12 protein-coding genes are annotated in these 18,767 nt (G+C 35.5%); 10 read left to right on the top strand and 2 right to left on the bottom strand.

The window, feature by feature from the left end:
- Positions 1 to 61 precede the first annotated feature (61 nt).
- The 5 genes from JQC67_RS06540 (at position 62) to JQC67_RS06520 (ending at position 8,020) form a co-directional block, all read left to right on the top strand.
- A complete protein-coding gene (locus JQC67_RS06540; RefSeq protein ID WP_203252026.1) occupies positions 62 to 1,498 on the top strand; it encodes a glycoside hydrolase family 28 protein in 1,437 nt (478 codons plus the stop codon).
- A 72-nt stretch (positions 1,499 to 1,570) separates the two neighbouring features.
- Complete coding sequence (locus tag JQC67_RS06535) at positions 1,571 to 2,503, top strand: sugar phosphate isomerase/epimerase family protein (RefSeq protein WP_203252025.1); 933 nt, start codon at positions 1,571 to 1,573, stop codon at positions 2,501 to 2,503.
- Between the two features lie 175 nt (positions 2,504 to 2,678).
- Complete coding sequence (locus JQC67_RS06530) at positions 2,679 to 4,835, top strand: outer membrane protein assembly factor BamB family protein (RefSeq protein ID WP_203252024.1); 2,157 nt, start codon at positions 2,679 to 2,681, stop codon at positions 4,833 to 4,835.
- Between the two features lie 180 nt (positions 4,836 to 5,015).
- Entirely contained in the window at positions 5,016 to 7,403 is a 2,388-nt protein-coding gene (locus JQC67_RS06525) for a TonB-dependent receptor domain-containing protein (RefSeq protein WP_203252023.1), read from the top strand.
- 56 nt (positions 7,404 to 7,459) lie between these two features.
- Entirely contained in the window at positions 7,460 to 8,020 is a 561-nt protein-coding gene (locus tag JQC67_RS06520) for a YceI family protein (RefSeq protein WP_203252022.1), read from the top strand.
- Between the two features lie 1,219 nt (positions 8,021 to 9,239).
- Here the strand turns inward: JQC67_RS06520 and JQC67_RS06515 are convergent.
- Positions 9,240 to 9,959, bottom strand: a complete 720-nt coding sequence (locus tag JQC67_RS06515; RefSeq protein ID WP_203252021.1) for a ribonuclease activity regulator RraA — start codon at positions 9,957 to 9,959, stop codon at positions 9,240 to 9,242.
- An 11-nt stretch (positions 9,960 to 9,970) separates the two neighbouring features.
- On the bottom strand, positions 9,971 to 10,936 hold the full coding sequence (locus tag JQC67_RS06510) for a sugar phosphate isomerase/epimerase family protein (RefSeq protein ID WP_203252020.1): 966 nt from the start codon (positions 10,934 to 10,936) through the stop codon (positions 9,971 to 9,973).
- Between the two features lie 197 nt (positions 10,937 to 11,133).
- On the opposite strand from JQC67_RS06510, the gene JQC67_RS06505 reads away from it, so the two are divergent.
- From JQC67_RS06505 to JQC67_RS06485, 5 genes are read left to right on the top strand one after another with little or no spacing between them, the layout of a single operon-like run.
- Positions 11,134 to 13,455 (top strand): chondroitinase-B domain-containing protein, encoded by a 2,322-nt coding sequence (locus JQC67_RS06505; protein WP_317198361.1) that lies wholly within the window; start codon positions 11,134 to 11,136, stop codon positions 13,453 to 13,455.
- Positions 13,456 to 13,465: 10 nt separating this feature from the next.
- Positions 13,466 to 14,521 carry a polysaccharide lyase family 7 protein gene (locus JQC67_RS06500; protein ID WP_203252019.1) on the top strand — a complete coding sequence of 352 codons (1,056 nt, stop codon included), beginning with the start codon at positions 13,466 to 13,468 and terminating at the stop codon, positions 14,519 to 14,521.
- 55 nt (positions 14,522 to 14,576) lie between these two features.
- A complete protein-coding gene (gene manD / locus JQC67_RS06495; protein WP_203252018.1) occupies positions 14,577 to 15,794 on the top strand; it encodes a D-mannonate dehydratase ManD in 1,218 nt (405 codons plus the stop codon).
- 40 nt (positions 15,795 to 15,834) lie between these two features.
- The gene (locus JQC67_RS06490; protein WP_203252017.1) at positions 15,835 to 16,974 is read left to right on the top strand and encodes a Gfo/Idh/MocA family protein; all 1,140 of its coding nucleotides are present in this window, start codon (positions 15,835 to 15,837) and stop codon (positions 16,972 to 16,974) included.
- A gap of 12 nt (positions 16,975 to 16,986) precedes the next feature.
- The gene (locus JQC67_RS06485; protein WP_203252016.1) at positions 16,987 to 18,741 is read left to right on the top strand and encodes a sodium:solute symporter family transporter; all 1,755 of its coding nucleotides are present in this window, start codon (positions 16,987 to 16,989) and stop codon (positions 18,739 to 18,741) included.
- Positions 18,742 to 18,767: the final 26 nt, after the last annotated feature.

Genomic DNA, 18,767 nt, shown 5'->3' with positions numbered 1-18,767 from the left:
AAAAACACAAAAACTATATATCATAAAAGTAAAATTGACCATCACATTAAGAGAAAATATCATGACAATTAAAAAATATTACAACCTAAAAACATTAGTATTGCTATTTTTATGTAGTTCGATGTTTTTTATAGGATGCAAAGAAAAAACTACTTCAGAAAAAAGTAATCCATGGGATAAAATGGACTCGATACTAGCAAGTGTCGTTCCACCAGCCTTTCCTGATAAAACATATAATATTCTAGATTTTGGAGCAATTGCTGACAGCACTACTTTAAACACAGAAGCTTTTGCAAAAGCAATTAAAAAATGTAATGAAGATGGCGGCGGAAAAGTAATTGTGCCAGCCGGAAAATTCTTAACTGGGCCAATACATTTAGAAGACAATGTAAACTTACATCTTCAAGCGAATTCAGAAATTCTATTCAGCACAAATTTAGACGACTTCCCTATTGTTCATACATCTTATGAAGGCACTGAATTAATGAACTTTTCACCACTAGTTTATGCCTATAAAAAGAAAAATGTTGCTATAACTGGCGACGGTATTTTAAATGGCCAAGGTAGTAACGAGAACTGGTGGCCTTGGTGTGGTAAAGATTCATATGGTTGGAAAGAAGGTGACCCTAAGCAACATACTTCCCTTGAAAAACTAAAAGCAGGCATGTCTGAAAAAGGGGTTCCAGTTGAAGAGCGAATTTTTGGCAAAGGCGAATTTTTAAGACCTACTTTTATTCAGCCTTTTGAATGTGAGAACGTTCTAATTAAAGGAGTAAAAATTATTAACGCCCCATTTTGGGTAATTCATCCTTTAAAATCTACTAACGTAACTGTAGACGGTGTAACAGTTGAAAGTCACGGCCCTAATAATGACGGTTGTGACCCTGAATACTCGAAAAATGTAGTTATTAAAAACTGCACTTTTAATACTGGTGACGATTGTATTGCTATTAAATCGGGAAGAAATGAAGATGGTAGACGCGTAGGTATTGTAAGTGAAAACATAGTAGTACAAAATTGCAAAATGATTGATGGCCATGGCGGAGTAGTTATGGGTAGTGAAATATCAGCTGGTGTACGAAATGTTTTTGTTGAAAATTGTGTTATGGATAGCCCTAATTTAGACCGTGCTATTCGAATTAAAACCAATACCAAAAGAGGGGGTTTTGTAAAAGATGTTTATGTCAGAAATATAAAAGTAGGTCAAGTGAAAGAAGCCGTGCTTAGAATCAATTTATTTTATGGTATCTATGGTACTCAAGAAGGTAGTTTTATGCCAGAAGTTGACAATATCAATTTAGAAAATATACAGGTTGAAAATGGTGGTCAATATGGAATTTTAGCAAAAGGTTATGCTGAAAAACCAATTCAAAATATCACTTTTAAAGATGTAACTATCAAAAAAGTAGATTCTACTTATGCCTTAGAAAACGTAAAAAACCTAAACTTTATAAACACAACAATTAATGGAGTGGTAATGAAATCTAAAATTGATTAATTTTTCAAATTTTGGAATTAATAAAAATGAAACAGATAAATTCGCAGAACAAAAACTTATAAGACACTACTAATGAAAGAATTAAAAATAAATTTATTACAAAAGCATTTAATCATCGCCTTTTTTCTTGTGGCATTTGTTTCCTGTAAAGACAAAGCAAAAAAAGAAGCTGTTACAGAAGATTCAACCGCCGTTACTGAGAAAGCTACTTCCAATTTCGGAGGCTTAGCGCTATATACAGTTAGAGATGACATGGGCACTGATGCTAAAACCACACTTCAAGCGGTTGCAGATGCAGGCTATAAAAATATTGAAGCTGCTGGTTATGCTGATGGTAAATTTTATGGTTTGGCTCCAGCTGAATTCAAATCATTATTAGACGATCTAGATTTAACTCCGGTGAGTAGTCATCAATCTTCAGTTACTCTTGAGAATGCTGACGCCATGATGGCAGATGTTAAAGCAGCAGGTTTTGAGTATTTTGTAGTTCCGATTCCGCCGATGGGAATGTATGCACACGACCGAGGAGGTAAGGGTAGAAGCTTAAATGGAACTATCGAAGATTTTGTAAAAGTATTAAACACTTTAGGTGAAAAGGCAAATGCTGCTGGATTAAAATTATTGTATCATAATCATGATTTCGAATTTAAAAAGAATGATGACGGTGTAGTTATCATTGACTATTTATTAGATAATTGTAATCCGGAATTTGTTGACTTTCAAATGGATTTATTTTGGGTTGTTACAGCAGATGCAGACCCCATTGCATATTTTGAAAAATACCCAGGTCGTTTTAAAATGTGGCATGTAAAAGATATGGATGACCAAGGTAGATTTGCCCCCGTTGGTAACGGCAACATCGACTTCGCTGAGATTCTTGCTAAAAAAGAATTATCAGGAATGGAATATTACATGGTTGAACAAGATAAAACTTTTGATGAAATGAAACCTTTGGAAGCTATTAAAATAAGCCATGAAGGTTTGAAAAAATATGGTTTTAGGTAAACCGAATGCATTTATAATTCTGGTAACAGAATAGTACAAATAAACCTTTCTTATTTAGGCATCTTTAAATTTTAAACTGATTTAAAATTTAAAGATGCCTAAATTGTTTATTATATTTAGTTTTCAAACTGAAAATCAGAACTTTTAAAAAGCTAACTTCGAGATACACCAGTTTATGATTGCTACTCCATTTTTGTCTCGAATAAGCAAATGGAATTTTATTATTATTACGCTTTTCATTTTCACCAATTGCACAACAGAGTCTTCTACTTTAAAAGAAGCTGGTAATGATTGGCCTGTTTATTTGGGCGGAAATAGTAGTGCACAATACTCCCCAATAAACCAAATCACAAGAGAAAATATTGACCAATTAAAGGTAGCTTGGGAATATTCAACAGGTGATGCTTCAGCTGAGGGTAAGTCGCAGATGCAATGCAACCCTATAATCGTTGATGGTATATTATATGGTAGTTCACCCAAACTAAAAATATTCGCAGTTAATGCTACCACAGGCAAACAACTATGGATGCATAACCCAAATACCGAAATAAATTTTGGTATGAATTTTAATCGCGGGGTAACGTATTATAAAGAAGGAAAAGAAGGCCGTATCTTTTTTACAGCTGGTTCTAATTTGTTCTGTTTAGATGCAAAAACTGGTCAACTTGTAAAGCGTTTTGGTACTAATGGCAAAACATCACTTAAAGCCGGTTTGGGCGAGGATGCAAAAGAACGTTTCGTAGTTTCCACTTCTCCAGGCACTATATATCAAGATAAAATCATCTTCGGCACTCGCGTTTCCGAAAATGCGGATGCTGCCCCAGGCAGCATACAAGCTTTTAATGTAAATACAGGTAAACTGGAATGGACATTCAATACAATTCCGCAACCCGGAGAAGTTGGTTACGACACTTGGCCCAAAGATGCTTATAAAAACGTTGGAGGAGCTAATGCTTGGTCTGGAATGAGCTTAGACGAAAAACGTGGAATTGTTTACGTTCCTACCGGATCTGCTTCATTCGATTTTTGGGGTGGCAACCGTTTAGGCGATAACCTTTTTGCGAATTGTATTCTGGCACTAGATGCCTCTACAGGAAAACGAATTTGGCATTTTCAAACCGTACATCATGATGTAATAGATCGAGATGTTCCTGCACCTCCGGCATTGATAACAATAGAACACGATGGGAAGAAAATAGATGCCGTTGCGCAGCACACCAAATCAGGCTTTATATTTTTACTCGATAGGGTGACTGGCGAACCTTTATTTCCGGTGGAAGAAAGAAAAGTACAGCCATCTGATTTGAAAGGAGAACTTACTTCATTAACACAACCATTTCCAATTAGTCCACCTCCATTTACGCGTCAACATTTCACAATGGCTGATGTCACAAATATATCTCAGGCATCACACGATTCGGTAGCCAAACGGTTGGCAACTTTGCGCACTGGCGAACCATTTATTCCACCTAGTGAACGAGGCACTGTTGTCTTTCCTGGTTTTGATGGCGGTGGAGGCTGGGGCGGTGCTGCTTTTGATCCTGAAACTGGACTTTTATTTATCAATGCAAAAGAAATTCCTTGCATTATTACCATGGAGGAAAAAGAAACTACCAAAACAGAGGAAGTTGACAATCCGGGTGCATTTGTTTATCAATCTAGATGTATTAATTGTCATGGCAAAAATATGGAGGGTGATGCTTCAGGCACGTATCCATCGCTAAAAGGAATCGAAGAAAGAGTTACAACAAATGACGCCTTAGAAATAATTAATAACGGTCGTGGTTTTATGCCTGGTTTCAAACACATATCAGAAGCAGAAAAAACAGCAGTTGTTAATTACATATTCGGACTTAAAAATACAGCAACAGATATACATGAATTCGGAAAAGAAGCCAACGAAAGAATTTCAAAATATAACCATACAGGGTACAATCGATTTTATGACCCAGAAGGTTATCCAGCAATTAAACCTCCATGGGGTACATTAACTGCTATTGATTTAAACAAGGGGACGCTGGAATGGCAAGTACCTTTAGGTGAGTACGAAGAACTTACCCAAAGAGGAATTCCAAAAACAGGAACTGCCAATTACGGAGGTCCCGTGGTAACTGCAGGCGGATTGATATTTATAGCATCAACTATTGACGAATATATTAGGGCCTTCGATAAAAATACTGGTGAAGAAATATGGAAATATAAATTGCCAGCAGCTGGCTATGCAACACCCAGCATATACAGTGTAGACGACAAACAGTATGTAGTTATTGCTTGTGGCGGTGGCAAAGGTGGCACAAAATCAAGTGATCAATACATAGCCTTTAGTCTATAAATTTGCAAGACTTAGTCTGGCAAACTATAACAACCCCGATTTCACTTCTATTCACTAAAAAATGAATTGTTTTTAATACTACGTCGTTTACAGTATTAATTCAGTCGGTAACAGAAAAGTGAAATTTCTCTTTTATTTTTTAGGCATCTTTGAATCATCAACCATAATTAGATTTAAAAGATGCCCAAAATATTTTATGTGCTCTTACTAGGAGCTCTATTTTTAAATTTCAATGCTCTAACTGCTCAAAATAACTCCACCACTATTATTGGTAAAGTTGTTGAAGATAATGGAATGCCAATTGAGTTTGCCACAGTTTTAATTGCCAATTCTTCAGACCAAAAGCCAATTGCAGGCACAACTACATTAGAAGATGGTGGTTTCAGCCTAGAAACTACCGCATCTAATTTCTATATTGAAGTAAGCTTTATAGGATTCACCAAAAAAACTATTGAGAACCCTACAATTGTAGATGGAAAAATAGATTTAGGCACCGTTACACTTTCAGAAGATTCACAACAATTAGATGAAGTTGTTGTTGAAGGTCAAGTTTCACAAACAGTTTTTAAGTTAGATAAACGTGTATTTAATGTAGGTGCTGATTTAAGCAGTACTGGAGCTAGTGCCTTAGAAGTTTTAAACAATGTTCCGTCAGTGAATGTTAGCATTGAAGGCGCAATTAGTTTGCGAGGAAGCCAAGGCGTTCAAATGCTCATTAACGGAAAGCCTTCAGTTATAGCGAATGAACAAGGTAATGCCCTTGGCACACTTACCGCCGATATGATTGACAGAATTGAAGTTATCACCAATCCGTCAGCAAAATATGATGCCGAAGGTACATCGGGCATTATCAATATTGTTCTTAAAAAAGATGAGAAAAAAGGACTAAACGGCTCGGTAACATTAAATACTGGCGTACCAAACAATCATAGTCTTGGCCTAAGTCTTAATCGTCGTACAGAAAAATTTAATTTATTCAGTCAAGTGGGTTTCGGTCGCAGAACTTTTCCTAGCGATAACGAAACGGAAAATCGTAATCTTCTTGATAATTCTTATGTAAGTAGCATTGGTCAAAGCGATAAAAATGAAACTTTTTTCAATCTAATTCTTGGTACAGACTATCATATTAATGACTTAAACGTTTTAACACTATCAGGCAACTTTGCATACGAATGGGAAAAAGAAAATTCTAATGCTGACTATAGTACATTTGACTCAAGCAATTCATTAACTGATAGCTTCCATCGAAATGAATTAACCACGGCCACGAACCCTAAATATTCTTACGAACTTCAGTATAAAAAGGACTTTGAAGGTAATGAAGACCAATCATTATTACTTAGTGCAACAGGAAATCTCTTCGCTAAAGACCAATCTTCTGATTATAATAACGTAACCTCTTTTGGTGATGACGAAGATGCGTTACAACAAACGCGTACTGATTTCAAGCAAGCAGAATATACATTTAAAGCGGATTACACCCATCCGTGGGCAGAAAAATACACAATTGAAACCGGAGCCCAATATCAGATAAACGATGTTGCTAATGATTTTGCGATTAGCGATTTTATAAATGGGAGTTTTGTTGAAAACGCAGACTTTACAAATGTTTTTGAATGGGTTCAAAAAGTATTAGGTGTATACAGTACGGCAGCTTATGAAGGTGATAAATGGGGAATAAAATTAGGTGTACGCTTTGAAGACACTGATGTGGGTACATTATTGCAAAACACCAATACTCGTAACGATCAACATTATAGCAATTTCTTTCCTAGCGGACACACTTCTTATAAAGTAAGTGATGATTTTTCTTTACAAGCAGGATATTCTAAACGCATATTTAGACCGCGACTTTGGGATTTAAATCCGTTTTTAAATATTCGAAATTTCAACAATAGACGTACCGGAAACCCTGATTTACTTCCTGAATTTACAGACAGTTATGAAATAACAAGCATTTTCAAAGTAGGCAAGACCTCAATGAATTTAGGTGTGTTTTATAGACATACTGAGGATGCTGTAGAAAGAGTAGTTGATATAATAGTTGAAAACGACACACAAATTAGTATTTCTAAGCCCATAAACGTTGGCACAGACAATACTACGGGTATTGAATTTAACGCTAAATATTTACCAAATAATTGGTTGTCATTCACAAATGATATTAACTATAACCAATTTGTGCGTGAAGGGAATTATGAAGGAACTGCATTTGATTTTACAGGAGACCAATGGTCTACCCGTTTAACCAGCAAAATAAAATTACCAGCAAATTTTGATATTGAGCTTACAGGCAACTATCAATCAGGATATAGAACCTTACAATCAGAAATTTCAGATAATATTTTCATGGATTTCGGCGCCAGAAAGAAAATTTTAAAAGGTAAAGCCATTTTAAACCTTAGCATTCGTGATGTATTTGCATCTAGAATTAGCGAAAGTATTACAACAACAAACAATACTTATTTACGTGATTTTAGCAAAAGAGGTCGATTTATCACCTTTGGTGTAAGCTTTGGATTTGGAAAAGGTGAGGCTATGGAATTTTCTGGTCAAAAACATTTTTAAGACCATGTGAACAAAAATAGAATAGAAACACAACAAACAATTAAACAATTATCGAAATGAAAAAAACAATTTTTACAGTACTATTTATAGCATGTGCGACCTTATCAGCCCAAAGCGAATGGAAAGCAGATACCTCACATTCTAAAGTAGGTTTTGCTATTACGCATCTAATGATTTCTGAGGTTGAAGGTCATTTTAGTGATTTCGAAATTACTGCTACTGCAGATGATGTATTTAGCGAGCCATCATTCAATGTAAGCATTAAAACCGCAAGTATTGACACCGACAATGAGCGCAGAGATAATCATTTACGTAATGCTGACTTTTTTGATGCCCCTGTAAATCCTACTATCACATTCAATTCTACAAGTTTTGAAAAAACAGGAGATAAAACATTCAAATTAAACGGAGAACTATCAATGCACGGCATTACAAAGCCTGTAACGCTAGAAGGTAAACTTAATGGCATTATCACTGACCAACGTAGTAAAAAGTTTAAAGCAGGCCTTAAATTAACCGGAACTGTCAATAGATTGGACTTTAAAGTTGGAGATGACACGGCTACATTGGGTAATGATGTGGAATTGACCATTCATCTTGAAATGGCACAACAGTAAACTTCTATGGGTCAAAACAATTACAACCTTAAGAAATATATTAAATATATAATTTGGTATGTGCTGTACATTGCAGTACTAATTTGGGCTGTAATCAACTAACCTATTTGCTCTAAATCAGAACAGAAACAAGATTGTAAATATCATTAGTGAAATTGAATTTCTTCATTTCATTAATGGTATTATTTTTGGATGTATTTAAAATTAAATACAAATCTACATTAAGAAAATAAGTTGAATTTTCAAATATTTTCACTCGATCTATAAGTCCTAGTTGACTCAAAATATACCTATAAGTATTTTATTTATCGTCTCTTTTTTCAGTTTTTAAATCTAGATTTGAAAAAACACTACATAGCTTTTGGTCAGCAAATCTATCTTACTATTAATTTTTATTAGGTAAAATTTGAATTCATTTTTAATAAAGAATTTCATTTTTTAAAGACTATTTATTGAACAAAACAAACGTATAATTCAATGTTTTTACAATAGAAAAAATTCAACTCTTTTTTGATAAAACAATGAACAATTTTGACGGAAAATTAAAAGATTAAAAACCAACCGTTCTGTTTTTTAAATAGAAAAAATATATAAATATTTGCTAGTTTTTAGCTCCTCAAATGCTTCCTAGTTAATTGTTATGATTAATCACATTTATCTGCCTAAATTTACATAAATGAAACCTCATAAATGGATTAATTTCAGTGTGCCATTTCAAAACTAAAACATACTATATGATTTTATATTGAAATCTAAATCATAATTATACCGAATGTTTAATGTTTTAAATAGATTATAATTTAAATATGAAATATTAATACTTGCAGATTTCAGCTGCAATTTTTATCCAAATAAATATTCAATAATTTTATAATTCGGAGACAAATTTTAACAAATTTAGAGCCAACAATTACACTAAATAAGTTTTGTCAACCAAATACCCGTAAAAGTCATGATTCAAAATATTTAGCAACTTATTAAAATCAATAAAAACACAATACTTATTGGTATTATTTATTGGATTTAAGGTCAAATAATTAGCTTTGGCTAGAATATTCTAAGCAAATTAAATACGCATAAGATTATCTTTATTACGTCCTTTTAAAAGCAAATATTTAAAAAAAATTATGCGAAATAATACAACATAAGAAACCACCAATATTCATTTAAACTATAGAGTGACTTTGTATTTATCGAATAAAAAATTCTTCGATTAAAATTAAATAACCCTACCTGTTTTCCATTTATCGAACTCCGCTTCTATTTTAGAATCAGTTAATGGGTACAGTCCAATAATTGTTCTTCCTTCAACAACGTTCTCCATTACAAATTCTTCAAACAAAGTCATCTGCAAACATTCATCAGCAACTTCATCTGCAATTTGACTTGGCACCACCATTACCCCATCATCATCTCCTACCAAAATATCCCCTGGAAAAACCGCAACGTCACCACAACCAATTGGCTCATTTAACGCTATTGCATGATGCAAGGTTAAATTAGTAGGCGCAGATGGTCTATTATGATATGATGGAATTGCCAAATCAGCTATTTCAGCAGAATCTCTAAAACCTCCATCAGTTACAATACCCGCAACACCTCTAACCATTAATCTTGTTACCAAAATAGATCCAGCGGAAGCAGCTCTTGCATCTTTTCTACTGTCGATGACCATTACCGCCCCCTCAGGGCAGTTCTCTACACCTACACGCTGCAAATTCTTCGGATCTCTAAAAACTGACAAAGGATTTAAATCTTCACGCGCTGGAATATAACGCAACGTGTACGCTTCACCAACCATTGTCGGCTTGCCAGGTTTCAATGTCTGAACACCTTGTATAAATTGCTTTTTTAATCCTTTCTTAAACAAGCAAGTAGCTATAGTTGCTGTACTTACTTTTCGCAGTTTATCTTTTGTCTGATTTAGATTATTACTCATTCTTCTATAGTTTATGCATTACGCCACGTATCTTTCAAATAAGCTAAATCACTTTTCATTTGCTTATAAACCTCTTCTTTAGCAATTGTTATTGTTTTATCGCCATGTTCAGCACCGCCCAAGTCATATTCTAAATGAAGTATAATTGGCACATTCACTTTGTACTTCTTTAAAAGCGCAAAATATCTTTTGAAATCAACCATGCCTTCACCAAGTGGCGTATTAATCGGTTTCCAAATACCATCAACTTCACCCCATTTAAAATCTTTAATTACAATCGATTTTATATAAGGCCGTATTAATCGAAGACCCAACTCCCAACTACTTCCACCTTCAACAACTGCATGCCGAATATCATATTGACTTCCGAAGAATTCGTTGTTTGTAGCTTCTAACATTGGAACTAAATCCCAAATAGGAGCCCCAACATGTTTACCTGCATGATTTTGATAGCAACCTATTAAATTTAACTTACTATTCAACGTCTCTAATTTTTTAAATTGAGCGCCGTACACTTGTTGACTCTCAATAATACTACGTTCTTCAGGATAATCTAACCAACCACTTCGGTAATGCGACAATCCTAATTTACTTGCAGTCTCTAAAACAGTTTTATGTTCAACATTATCTACATCGAGCACATTTGTAGTCATCAAGCTTGCTTTTAGGCCATGCTTTTTCATCGCCGCCACTGCTTTTGGCAAATCTTCAACAACTCGTTCAGGAAGCACATGACCTTTTGGTCGCACAGTTAAATCTAAACCGTCAAAACCGAGTTTACTGGCAACGGAAGACATTTCTTCATAATCAAGAAATTGTAAGTGTTTAGAAAACAAGTGCACTTCTAATTCATTGTTTGTATTTGATAATTCTGATTTAAAAGGATTCTCTACCCCTAGAATGGGCATTGCCATAAACCCTGTGGATGATAGTTTAACGAAATCTCTTCTTGATAATGAAGTTTTCTCATTTTTCATATATGTTTTTATTTATTGATTGAATTTATGTTAAATATTTGTCAGTCTTACAAATATACTTATTTTTGGTCAACCAAACTGGTTTACCAATTTAACAAACCAAACAAACTATCCAATTTTTAGTGAACGTAGCATGCAAATGTTTCAATGCTTTTTTCAAAATGGATTTTTCTTAAAACAGATCAAACAATCTCAAGGTGATTAAAACTAGTTTCTTATTATTAAGTACAGTCCTTCTTCTATATTCTTTTTCTAATAATCCAAAGAAAAAAAGTTTATACGTTAATGACATCACTGAACTACACGAAGCGATTGACAATTCAGGTCCTGGTGATGAAATTATTATGGCAAATGGTGAATGGAATGACATTCAAATCCGATTTGTAGGATATGGGAAAGAGAATCAACCTATCACATTAAGAGCGGAAACAGCTGGCAAGGTAATCATTGGTGGAAAATCTGATTTAAAACTTGGCGGAGAACACTTGGTAGTTAGCGGCCTCTATTTTTTAAATGGTTCATCCCCATCAGAGGCAGTTATTGAATTTGCAATTAATAAAGATACTGTTGCAAATCATTCTCAAGTCACCAATTCTGTAATCTTAGATTTTAACAAAGCACAAAGAAATCAGAAGGATTTCTGGGTCCTATTTAAAGGGCGATATAATGAGCTCGACCATTGTTACATTGAAGGAAAATCTAATATAGGACCTACGATACGCGTTGATTTAGCCGGAAATAAGAGTATAAAGAATTACCATAAAATTCATCATAACTATTTTGGACCAAGACCTCCTAAAGGTGGTCCTAGCGCTGAAACCATACAACTTGGCAATAGCTTTACCTCAATGACTCCCAGTTACACAGTAGTTGAAAATAATTTTTTTGATAGGTGTAATGGCGAAGTTGAAGTTATTTCAAGTAAGACAAATTTTAATGAATTTAGAAATAATATTTTTTATAAAAGCGAAGGTTCTTTGGTAACAAGGCATGGAAACTATTGCATTATAGATGGTAATTATTTTATTGGTGATACTGATTCTGAAAACATTGGAGGTGTACGATTAATTGGAACTGGTCATTGGGTTACAAATAATTATTTCTACAACCTAAAAGGAAAAACTTTTAAAAGTCCACTTGCAGTAATGAACGGAATTAATAAATCACCACTTAATAGATACATACAGGTAACAGATGTTGTAGTAGCGCATAACACTTGGATTAATTGCAAATCTCCTCTGCAATTTGGAGTTGGATCTAATGTAGACCAAAAAGATATTCTACCTGCTTCTGAAATTAGGTCAGAAAGACCTATTCGCACCATTGTAGCCAATAACCTTATTTACAATGATGAGGGAGATAAACAACCAATTATTGCTCATGATTCTTTAGATGGAATCGATTTTAAAAGTAATATTATAAATAATCAAGGAGTTGCATTTTCTGAGATTTCAGGTATAACGACTAAAGATTTTTCTCTTAAAGAAGTAGAAGAAAATGTGTTGATACCCGTAAAAGACCTCTCCGATACGGCGCTCTATAATGGTTTTGAGTTCGACTTAATTACGAACGACCTCTTTGGGAATTCTAGAGCGGATAAAAACGCGGTTGGAGCTATTTCAAGTACCCAAATTAAGAAACCGAATCTTGGGGATAAATCAAAATATGGTCCGGATTGGTTTCTTATTAAACCTTCAGAAAATAGTTCATACAAAACTCATTCAGCCAATTCAACAGCTCAATTAATTAAAGCGATTGAAAAGGCCAATAATGGAGATACTATACTATTAACTTCTAGCAAGTACAGATTAAAAACATCTTTAAAGATTAATAAGAACTTAACGATACAATCGGCCAACATCAATAAAAAGGCCTTAATTCTTTATACGGGCGAATCAAAAACTCCAGCATTTGAAATGAACCCTAAAGGTCAACTTACCCTAAAAGGCATTCTTCTAAAAGGTTCAAAAACACAGTATGCATTTGCAAGTTTAGAGCACAACATGTCTAGCCTTTATAACCTGTCTGTATTAGACTGTGAAATATCTGATTTCAACTATGTGCTGAAAGCTTACAAATACTCCTTTGCAGAGCACATTAAGTTCAAGTCTACCACGATTAAACAATGTAATAATGGCTTAGCGTTATCTGAAGAAACCGACGACAAAGGCGACTACAACGCAGAAAACATTTTAATTAATAATTGCAGGTTTGAAGCGGTCGACAAAAACGTAATAGATTATTACCGAGGAGGTTATGACGAATCTACTGTAGGTGGCAATCTAATTGTAACTAACAACACTTTCACAGAATGTGGAGCGAAAGAGGAAGACGGTATTTTACTAAATACTTACGGTATTATAAATGTAAAACTCTCAGGAAACAAGTTTCTTAACAATTCCGTGAAATATGTTGCGCGTCTCTGGGGAGCAAAAAATAACACGCATTCAAACAACCTAATACAAAATTCAGGGGAGCTTGTTGTAGAAGAAAACCTACCGCTCAAACTAATGTACTAATCAATTCTAAATGAAAAAGACACTAATTACGATAATTATATTTTTATCAATATTGGCGTGTAAAAACAAGCCAAAATCTATAACAGAAACTGCTGAATCAACTGATCAACTTAACAGCGAAAAAAAATACCCAAGTGATGTTATTCCTTATATGAATGAGTGGAAAATTCTTTTAGGTGACGGCACTCACTCAAACGATATAGTTATGTATGAGAAAGATGATTTTTTCTATGTTACAACTGAAAATGAAACGGATTGGGTAGTGTACAAGACTCCTAATTCTGGTGTTACTTCACGTACATCAAGCAATACACGAACTGAATTAGGTCAAAAAAAACATTGGATACCAGAAACAGGAGGCAAATTAACAGGCACATTAAAGGTGCAACATGTTTCTACTTCTGGCGATGCCAGAGTTGCAGCATCATACTCAGTGGTAGTAGGGCAAATTCATAGTGATGAAGGGCACGAAAACGAACCTATAAAAATCTTTTATAAAAAATTTCCTGGTCATACAAAAGGCTCTGTTTTTTGGAACTATGAGATAAATACTGAAGGAGATAATTCAAAGCGATGGGATTATTCAACAGCCGTTTGGGGAGATGACATGTCAGTTGTAGGAGCTACACCTACTTCATATCCGAAAGAACCTGAAAACGGTATTGCATTAGGAGAAGAATTTAGCTATGAAATAAACGTGTACAAAGGTATAATGTATCTTACTTTTTCAAGTGAAGGTCATGAAACTATAAAGTTTTCTAAGAACTTACTACAATCAGATTTCTCTTCAAAATCAGACATTCCACAACAAATATGGTCATTATATGCCTCAATAGGTCGTGACGGAGTTGAACGCAAAAATGCCTATGCCGGCGAAATCCAGTACTTCAAGCAAGGCGCTTACAATCAAACAAATGGAAAATCTCCAGAAGAAAATATTGTTTGGAGTACGGGATCAGAAACTTACAATGGTGATATAGCCAAACAATATGCCAATGGAAGTTATACAGAAGTTTGGTTTAAAGAAGCCACTGTTGGTGAAGGAACAGCTCCTATTACAGAATAAAGTTAATCCTCATAAACACATTTAAAATAAAATGTAAATCACAAGATATATATTCATGAAAATAACTGATATAAAAGTTTTTGTTTGTTGCCCAGGTCGCAATTTTGTTACCGTTAAGATTATAACAGAAAATGGCACTTATGGGCTAGGTGACGCCACTCTAAACGGAAGAGAGATGGCTGTTGTAACGTATTTAGAAGAACATATTGTTCCCTGTCTTATAGGAAAAGATGCTCATCAAATTGAGGATATTTGGCAATATTTATATAAAGGAGCCTATTGGCAAAATGGGGCTGTTAGCATTACCGCTATTGCTGCTATAGACATGGCACTTTGGGATATTAAAGGAAAACTTGCGAACATGCCAGTTTACCAACTTCTAGGTGGAAAAAGTAGAAAAGGAGTTACGGTTTACGGTCATGCCAATGGAGAAACCATAGAAGAAGTTCTGAAAAACTTGGGTACAATGATAAAAGAAGGGTACAAAGCGGTTCGTTTACAGTGTACCATTCCCAATACAAAGGGCACATACGGCACCATGGAGGGCAAAAAAAATTATTATGAATTACAGGGCAATAGGCCCTTACCTCCCGAACAACAATGGTCTACTAACCAATACATGAACTTTATTCCTGAACTCTTTAAACAAGCACGAGAGAAATTCGGATATGACATACATCTTTGTCATGATGTGCATAGCAGATTAACCCCTATTGAAGCATCACGCTTGTGCAAATTATTGGAGCCGTATAAGTTGCTTTTTATTGAGGACGCCGTGACTACAGAAAATGCAGAAGGGTATAAAATCATTAGGGAACATACGGAAACCCCTTTAGCTACTGGAGAAAAGTTCAATACCCTTTGGGATGCAAAAGAAATGATTCAAAACCAATGGATCGATTATGTGAGAACTGCTGTCACCCATGGCGGTGGCTTAACCCCTCTAAAAAAATTGGCAGACTTTGCTTCTTTATATCATGTACGTACGGCACCGCACGGAGCACCAGACCTTTCACCAGTCTGCTTAATGGCACATATGCATTTTAATCTTTGGGCACCCAACTTCGGCGTTCAAGAATTTATCGGTTTCGGCACTCCAGAGCTTAATGAAGTGTTCAACTACAAAATTGAATTAAAAGAAGGCTTGCTTTATATGGAAGACAAACCAGGTTGGGGCGTAGAATTCAACGAAGAAGCAGCTAAAAAATATCCATACAAAAGATCATACCTTCCAGTGAATCGCTTAGAAGATGGAACCCTTTGGAATTGGTAACAATCCAATAAAAGAAACAACAATTCACAAACGTAACAAAATGAATAAAAAATTAAAAGTATTGATATCAGGAACTGGTTTTGCAGGTCAGGGACATACAGATGCATTTCGAGCTGTTGGAGCGGAAGTAGTTGGAATTGTTGGTAGAACTGCTAGCATAGTCAATGAGGTAGCCAAAAAAATGGCAATCCCCTATTCTGGTACTGATTGGCAACAAGCATTGAAAGATTGCAAACCAGATATTGTTTCTATTGCAACTCCTGGGGGTGCTCATTATGAAACAATAACACAGGCTATTGAGTTCGGATGTCATGTATATAGCGATAAACCATTGACTAATAGCGGAGATTCAGCATTAGAATTATACGAATTAGCACAAAAGAAAAATGTAAAAACGGCATTTGCTTCTAGTTTCCGATATATGCCGTGCTTACTACACGCAAAGCAACTTGTTGCTGATGGTGCGATTGGAGAACCTGTAGAAGCTGAATTTATATCTCACTTCAATCTTGAGCGTGACATCCCCTTTGGATGGTCACATCGAAAAGAAGATGGCGGTGGTCGACTAAACAACAATTTCACCCATATGATGTCTATTGCAACCTCGGTAATCGGGGAAGATATCTTATCGATTATTGGAGAAGTGCGTGACGATTTAGGCAAAGCTCCTATTGTTGAAGGCGTACACAACTTTAAAACACGAAGAGACCATATTCCTAAAGACCTAAACGACCCTTCTCTTAAATGGGGTGAAAATAATGTGGAGTGGTCTTATACAGTAATGGCGCAACTAGAAAGTTCATTAGCAAGTAAACCAGTTTCTGTTCTATTTAAACACGGGGGGTTAAACCCTAGATTTAATGAAGATCATATTGTTTTCTACGGCACAAAAGGAGCTATTTATATTAAAGGACATTATGGAATGGGTCCGTTGTATGTATGGGATGAAAATAAAACATGGAAAGAACTTGCCACTCCTCAAGACATAGTCGATGCACAACCAAAAGTTGATGGTGATACAGAACGAAATTGGCAATATCTCGCTCGTGAATTTGTAAAAGATATCAATGGCCAATCTTTCGCACCCTATCAAACCTTCAAAGAAGGAAGTCTGTATCAGCAACTCATTGACTTAATTAGAAAAAACAATAATTGGACAGATGTTCGTCATCTACAATAAAAACGAAAAACTATGTTTTACGACTATATCGTAATTGCGATTTACTTTGTCCTAATTCTTGCAATTGGCGTGGTATTTTCACGAATGGCAAGTAAATCTACCAGTGATTACTTTCGCGGAGGAGGTAGAATGTTATGGTGGATGGTTGGATCAACAGCTTTTATGGCCCAATTTTCAGCCGTTACTTTTACAGGTGCTGCAGGTAAAGCATTCGCCGACGGATTTGCAATTGTAGCGGTCTATATCGGTAATACTTTTGCCTTCTTTGTCGGGTATGCTTTCTTCGTACATCGCTTTCGGCAAATGAGGGTGGATACCCCAACAGAGGGAATAAAAAGACGGTTTGGAGCTCAAAATGAAACCTTTTTTGCTTGGGCCTTGATTGCATTTTCTTTTCTAAATGCGGGTGTTTGGTTAAACGCTCTTGGTGTTTTCACGAGTGCTGTTTTTGACGCGGACATCTCATATACTATTATTGGAATTGGTTTTACCGTTCTTTTTGTATCGGTACTTTCGGGTGCTTGGGGTGTTGTGGCGTCTGATTTTGTGCAAACTTTGGTTGTGGCCGTTGTTTCAATTGCTTGTGCAATCGTTGCTTTGGTTATGGTAGATGGGCCGGTTAATATGATTAAAAATTTTCCAGGAGGATTTCTCATCGGTCCCAATATGAACTATCCTTTAATATTATTTGGAACCTTCATATTCTTTTTGCCAAAACAGATTATTACGATGATGAATCTACATGATTCCTTTCGATGGCTTAATGCAAAAGATTCCTTCAACGCACGTAAAGCTGCTTTGTTGGCCATGACATTAATGGGTGTAGGAAGTATTATTTGGTTTATCCCTCCATGGGCAGCAGCTACGCTATACCCAGATGCCGCAGCCGACTATGCGCAATTAGGCAATAAGGCAGGTGATGCGGTATATTTGGTTTTTGCTAAAAATGCTATGCCTATTGGAACTGTTGGATTATTAATGGCAGGTCTTTTCGCAGCCTCGATGTCTTCTATGGATTCCGCATTGAATAAAAACGCAGGAATCTTCATTCGAAGTATCTATCAACCTTTTCTTGCTAAAAGAAATAAAATTAAAGAAGATGCAAAATTATTACGTCTCAGTCAGGTAGTAAGCTTTATTAGTGGTTTAGGGGTTATAACCGCCGCGCTATTTTTTGCGTCACTTAAAAAGTTAAGTTTATTTGAGTTGATGATGTCGGTTTCAACCATGGTACAAGTACCTATGATGGTGCCTTTAGTAGTTGGAATTGTCGTAAAAAAGACTCCGAAATGGGCTCCTTGGGCCACAATCGCGGTAGGCTTTTTTGTTTCCTGGTTGGTGATGAATGTTTTTACCGCAGAAGTCTGTGCAGGATTGTTCGGTATCGAATCACTTACCTCAAGGGAAATTATCGATATGAATATCATTCTAACGGTTGCAGGCCATGTATTTATCACAGCTGGTTTTTTCTGGGCAACATCACTGTTTTATAATGAAGCAAAAGATGATAACAAACTAGAAACCGACCGCTTTTTCGAGGATTTACAAAGACCCGTTATTGCAGATGGTTTACAAGACGAAGTGGATCGTCAACAGCGACGCAAATTGGGTAACATGGTCATGGTTATGAGTACTGGCATTTTGCTCATGGGGCTCATTCCTAACCCTTTGTGGGGAAGAATAATGTTTGCCGTTTGTGCTCTAATTATATCCAGTATTGGCTATTTGCTAAAGCGAAGTGCAAAAAGTAAAGTTTCGTCTATCTAACTCTTGCCATCATTATGTGTAAAAAC

Source organism: Aurantibacter crassamenti (assembly GCF_016811105.1).
Classification (GTDB): domain Bacteria; phylum Bacteroidota; class Bacteroidia; order Flavobacteriales; family Flavobacteriaceae; genus Aurantibacter_A; species Aurantibacter_A crassamenti.
The sequence above is the reverse complement of the archived record's forward strand: the minus strand, read 5'-3'. Positions and strand labels throughout refer to the sequence as shown.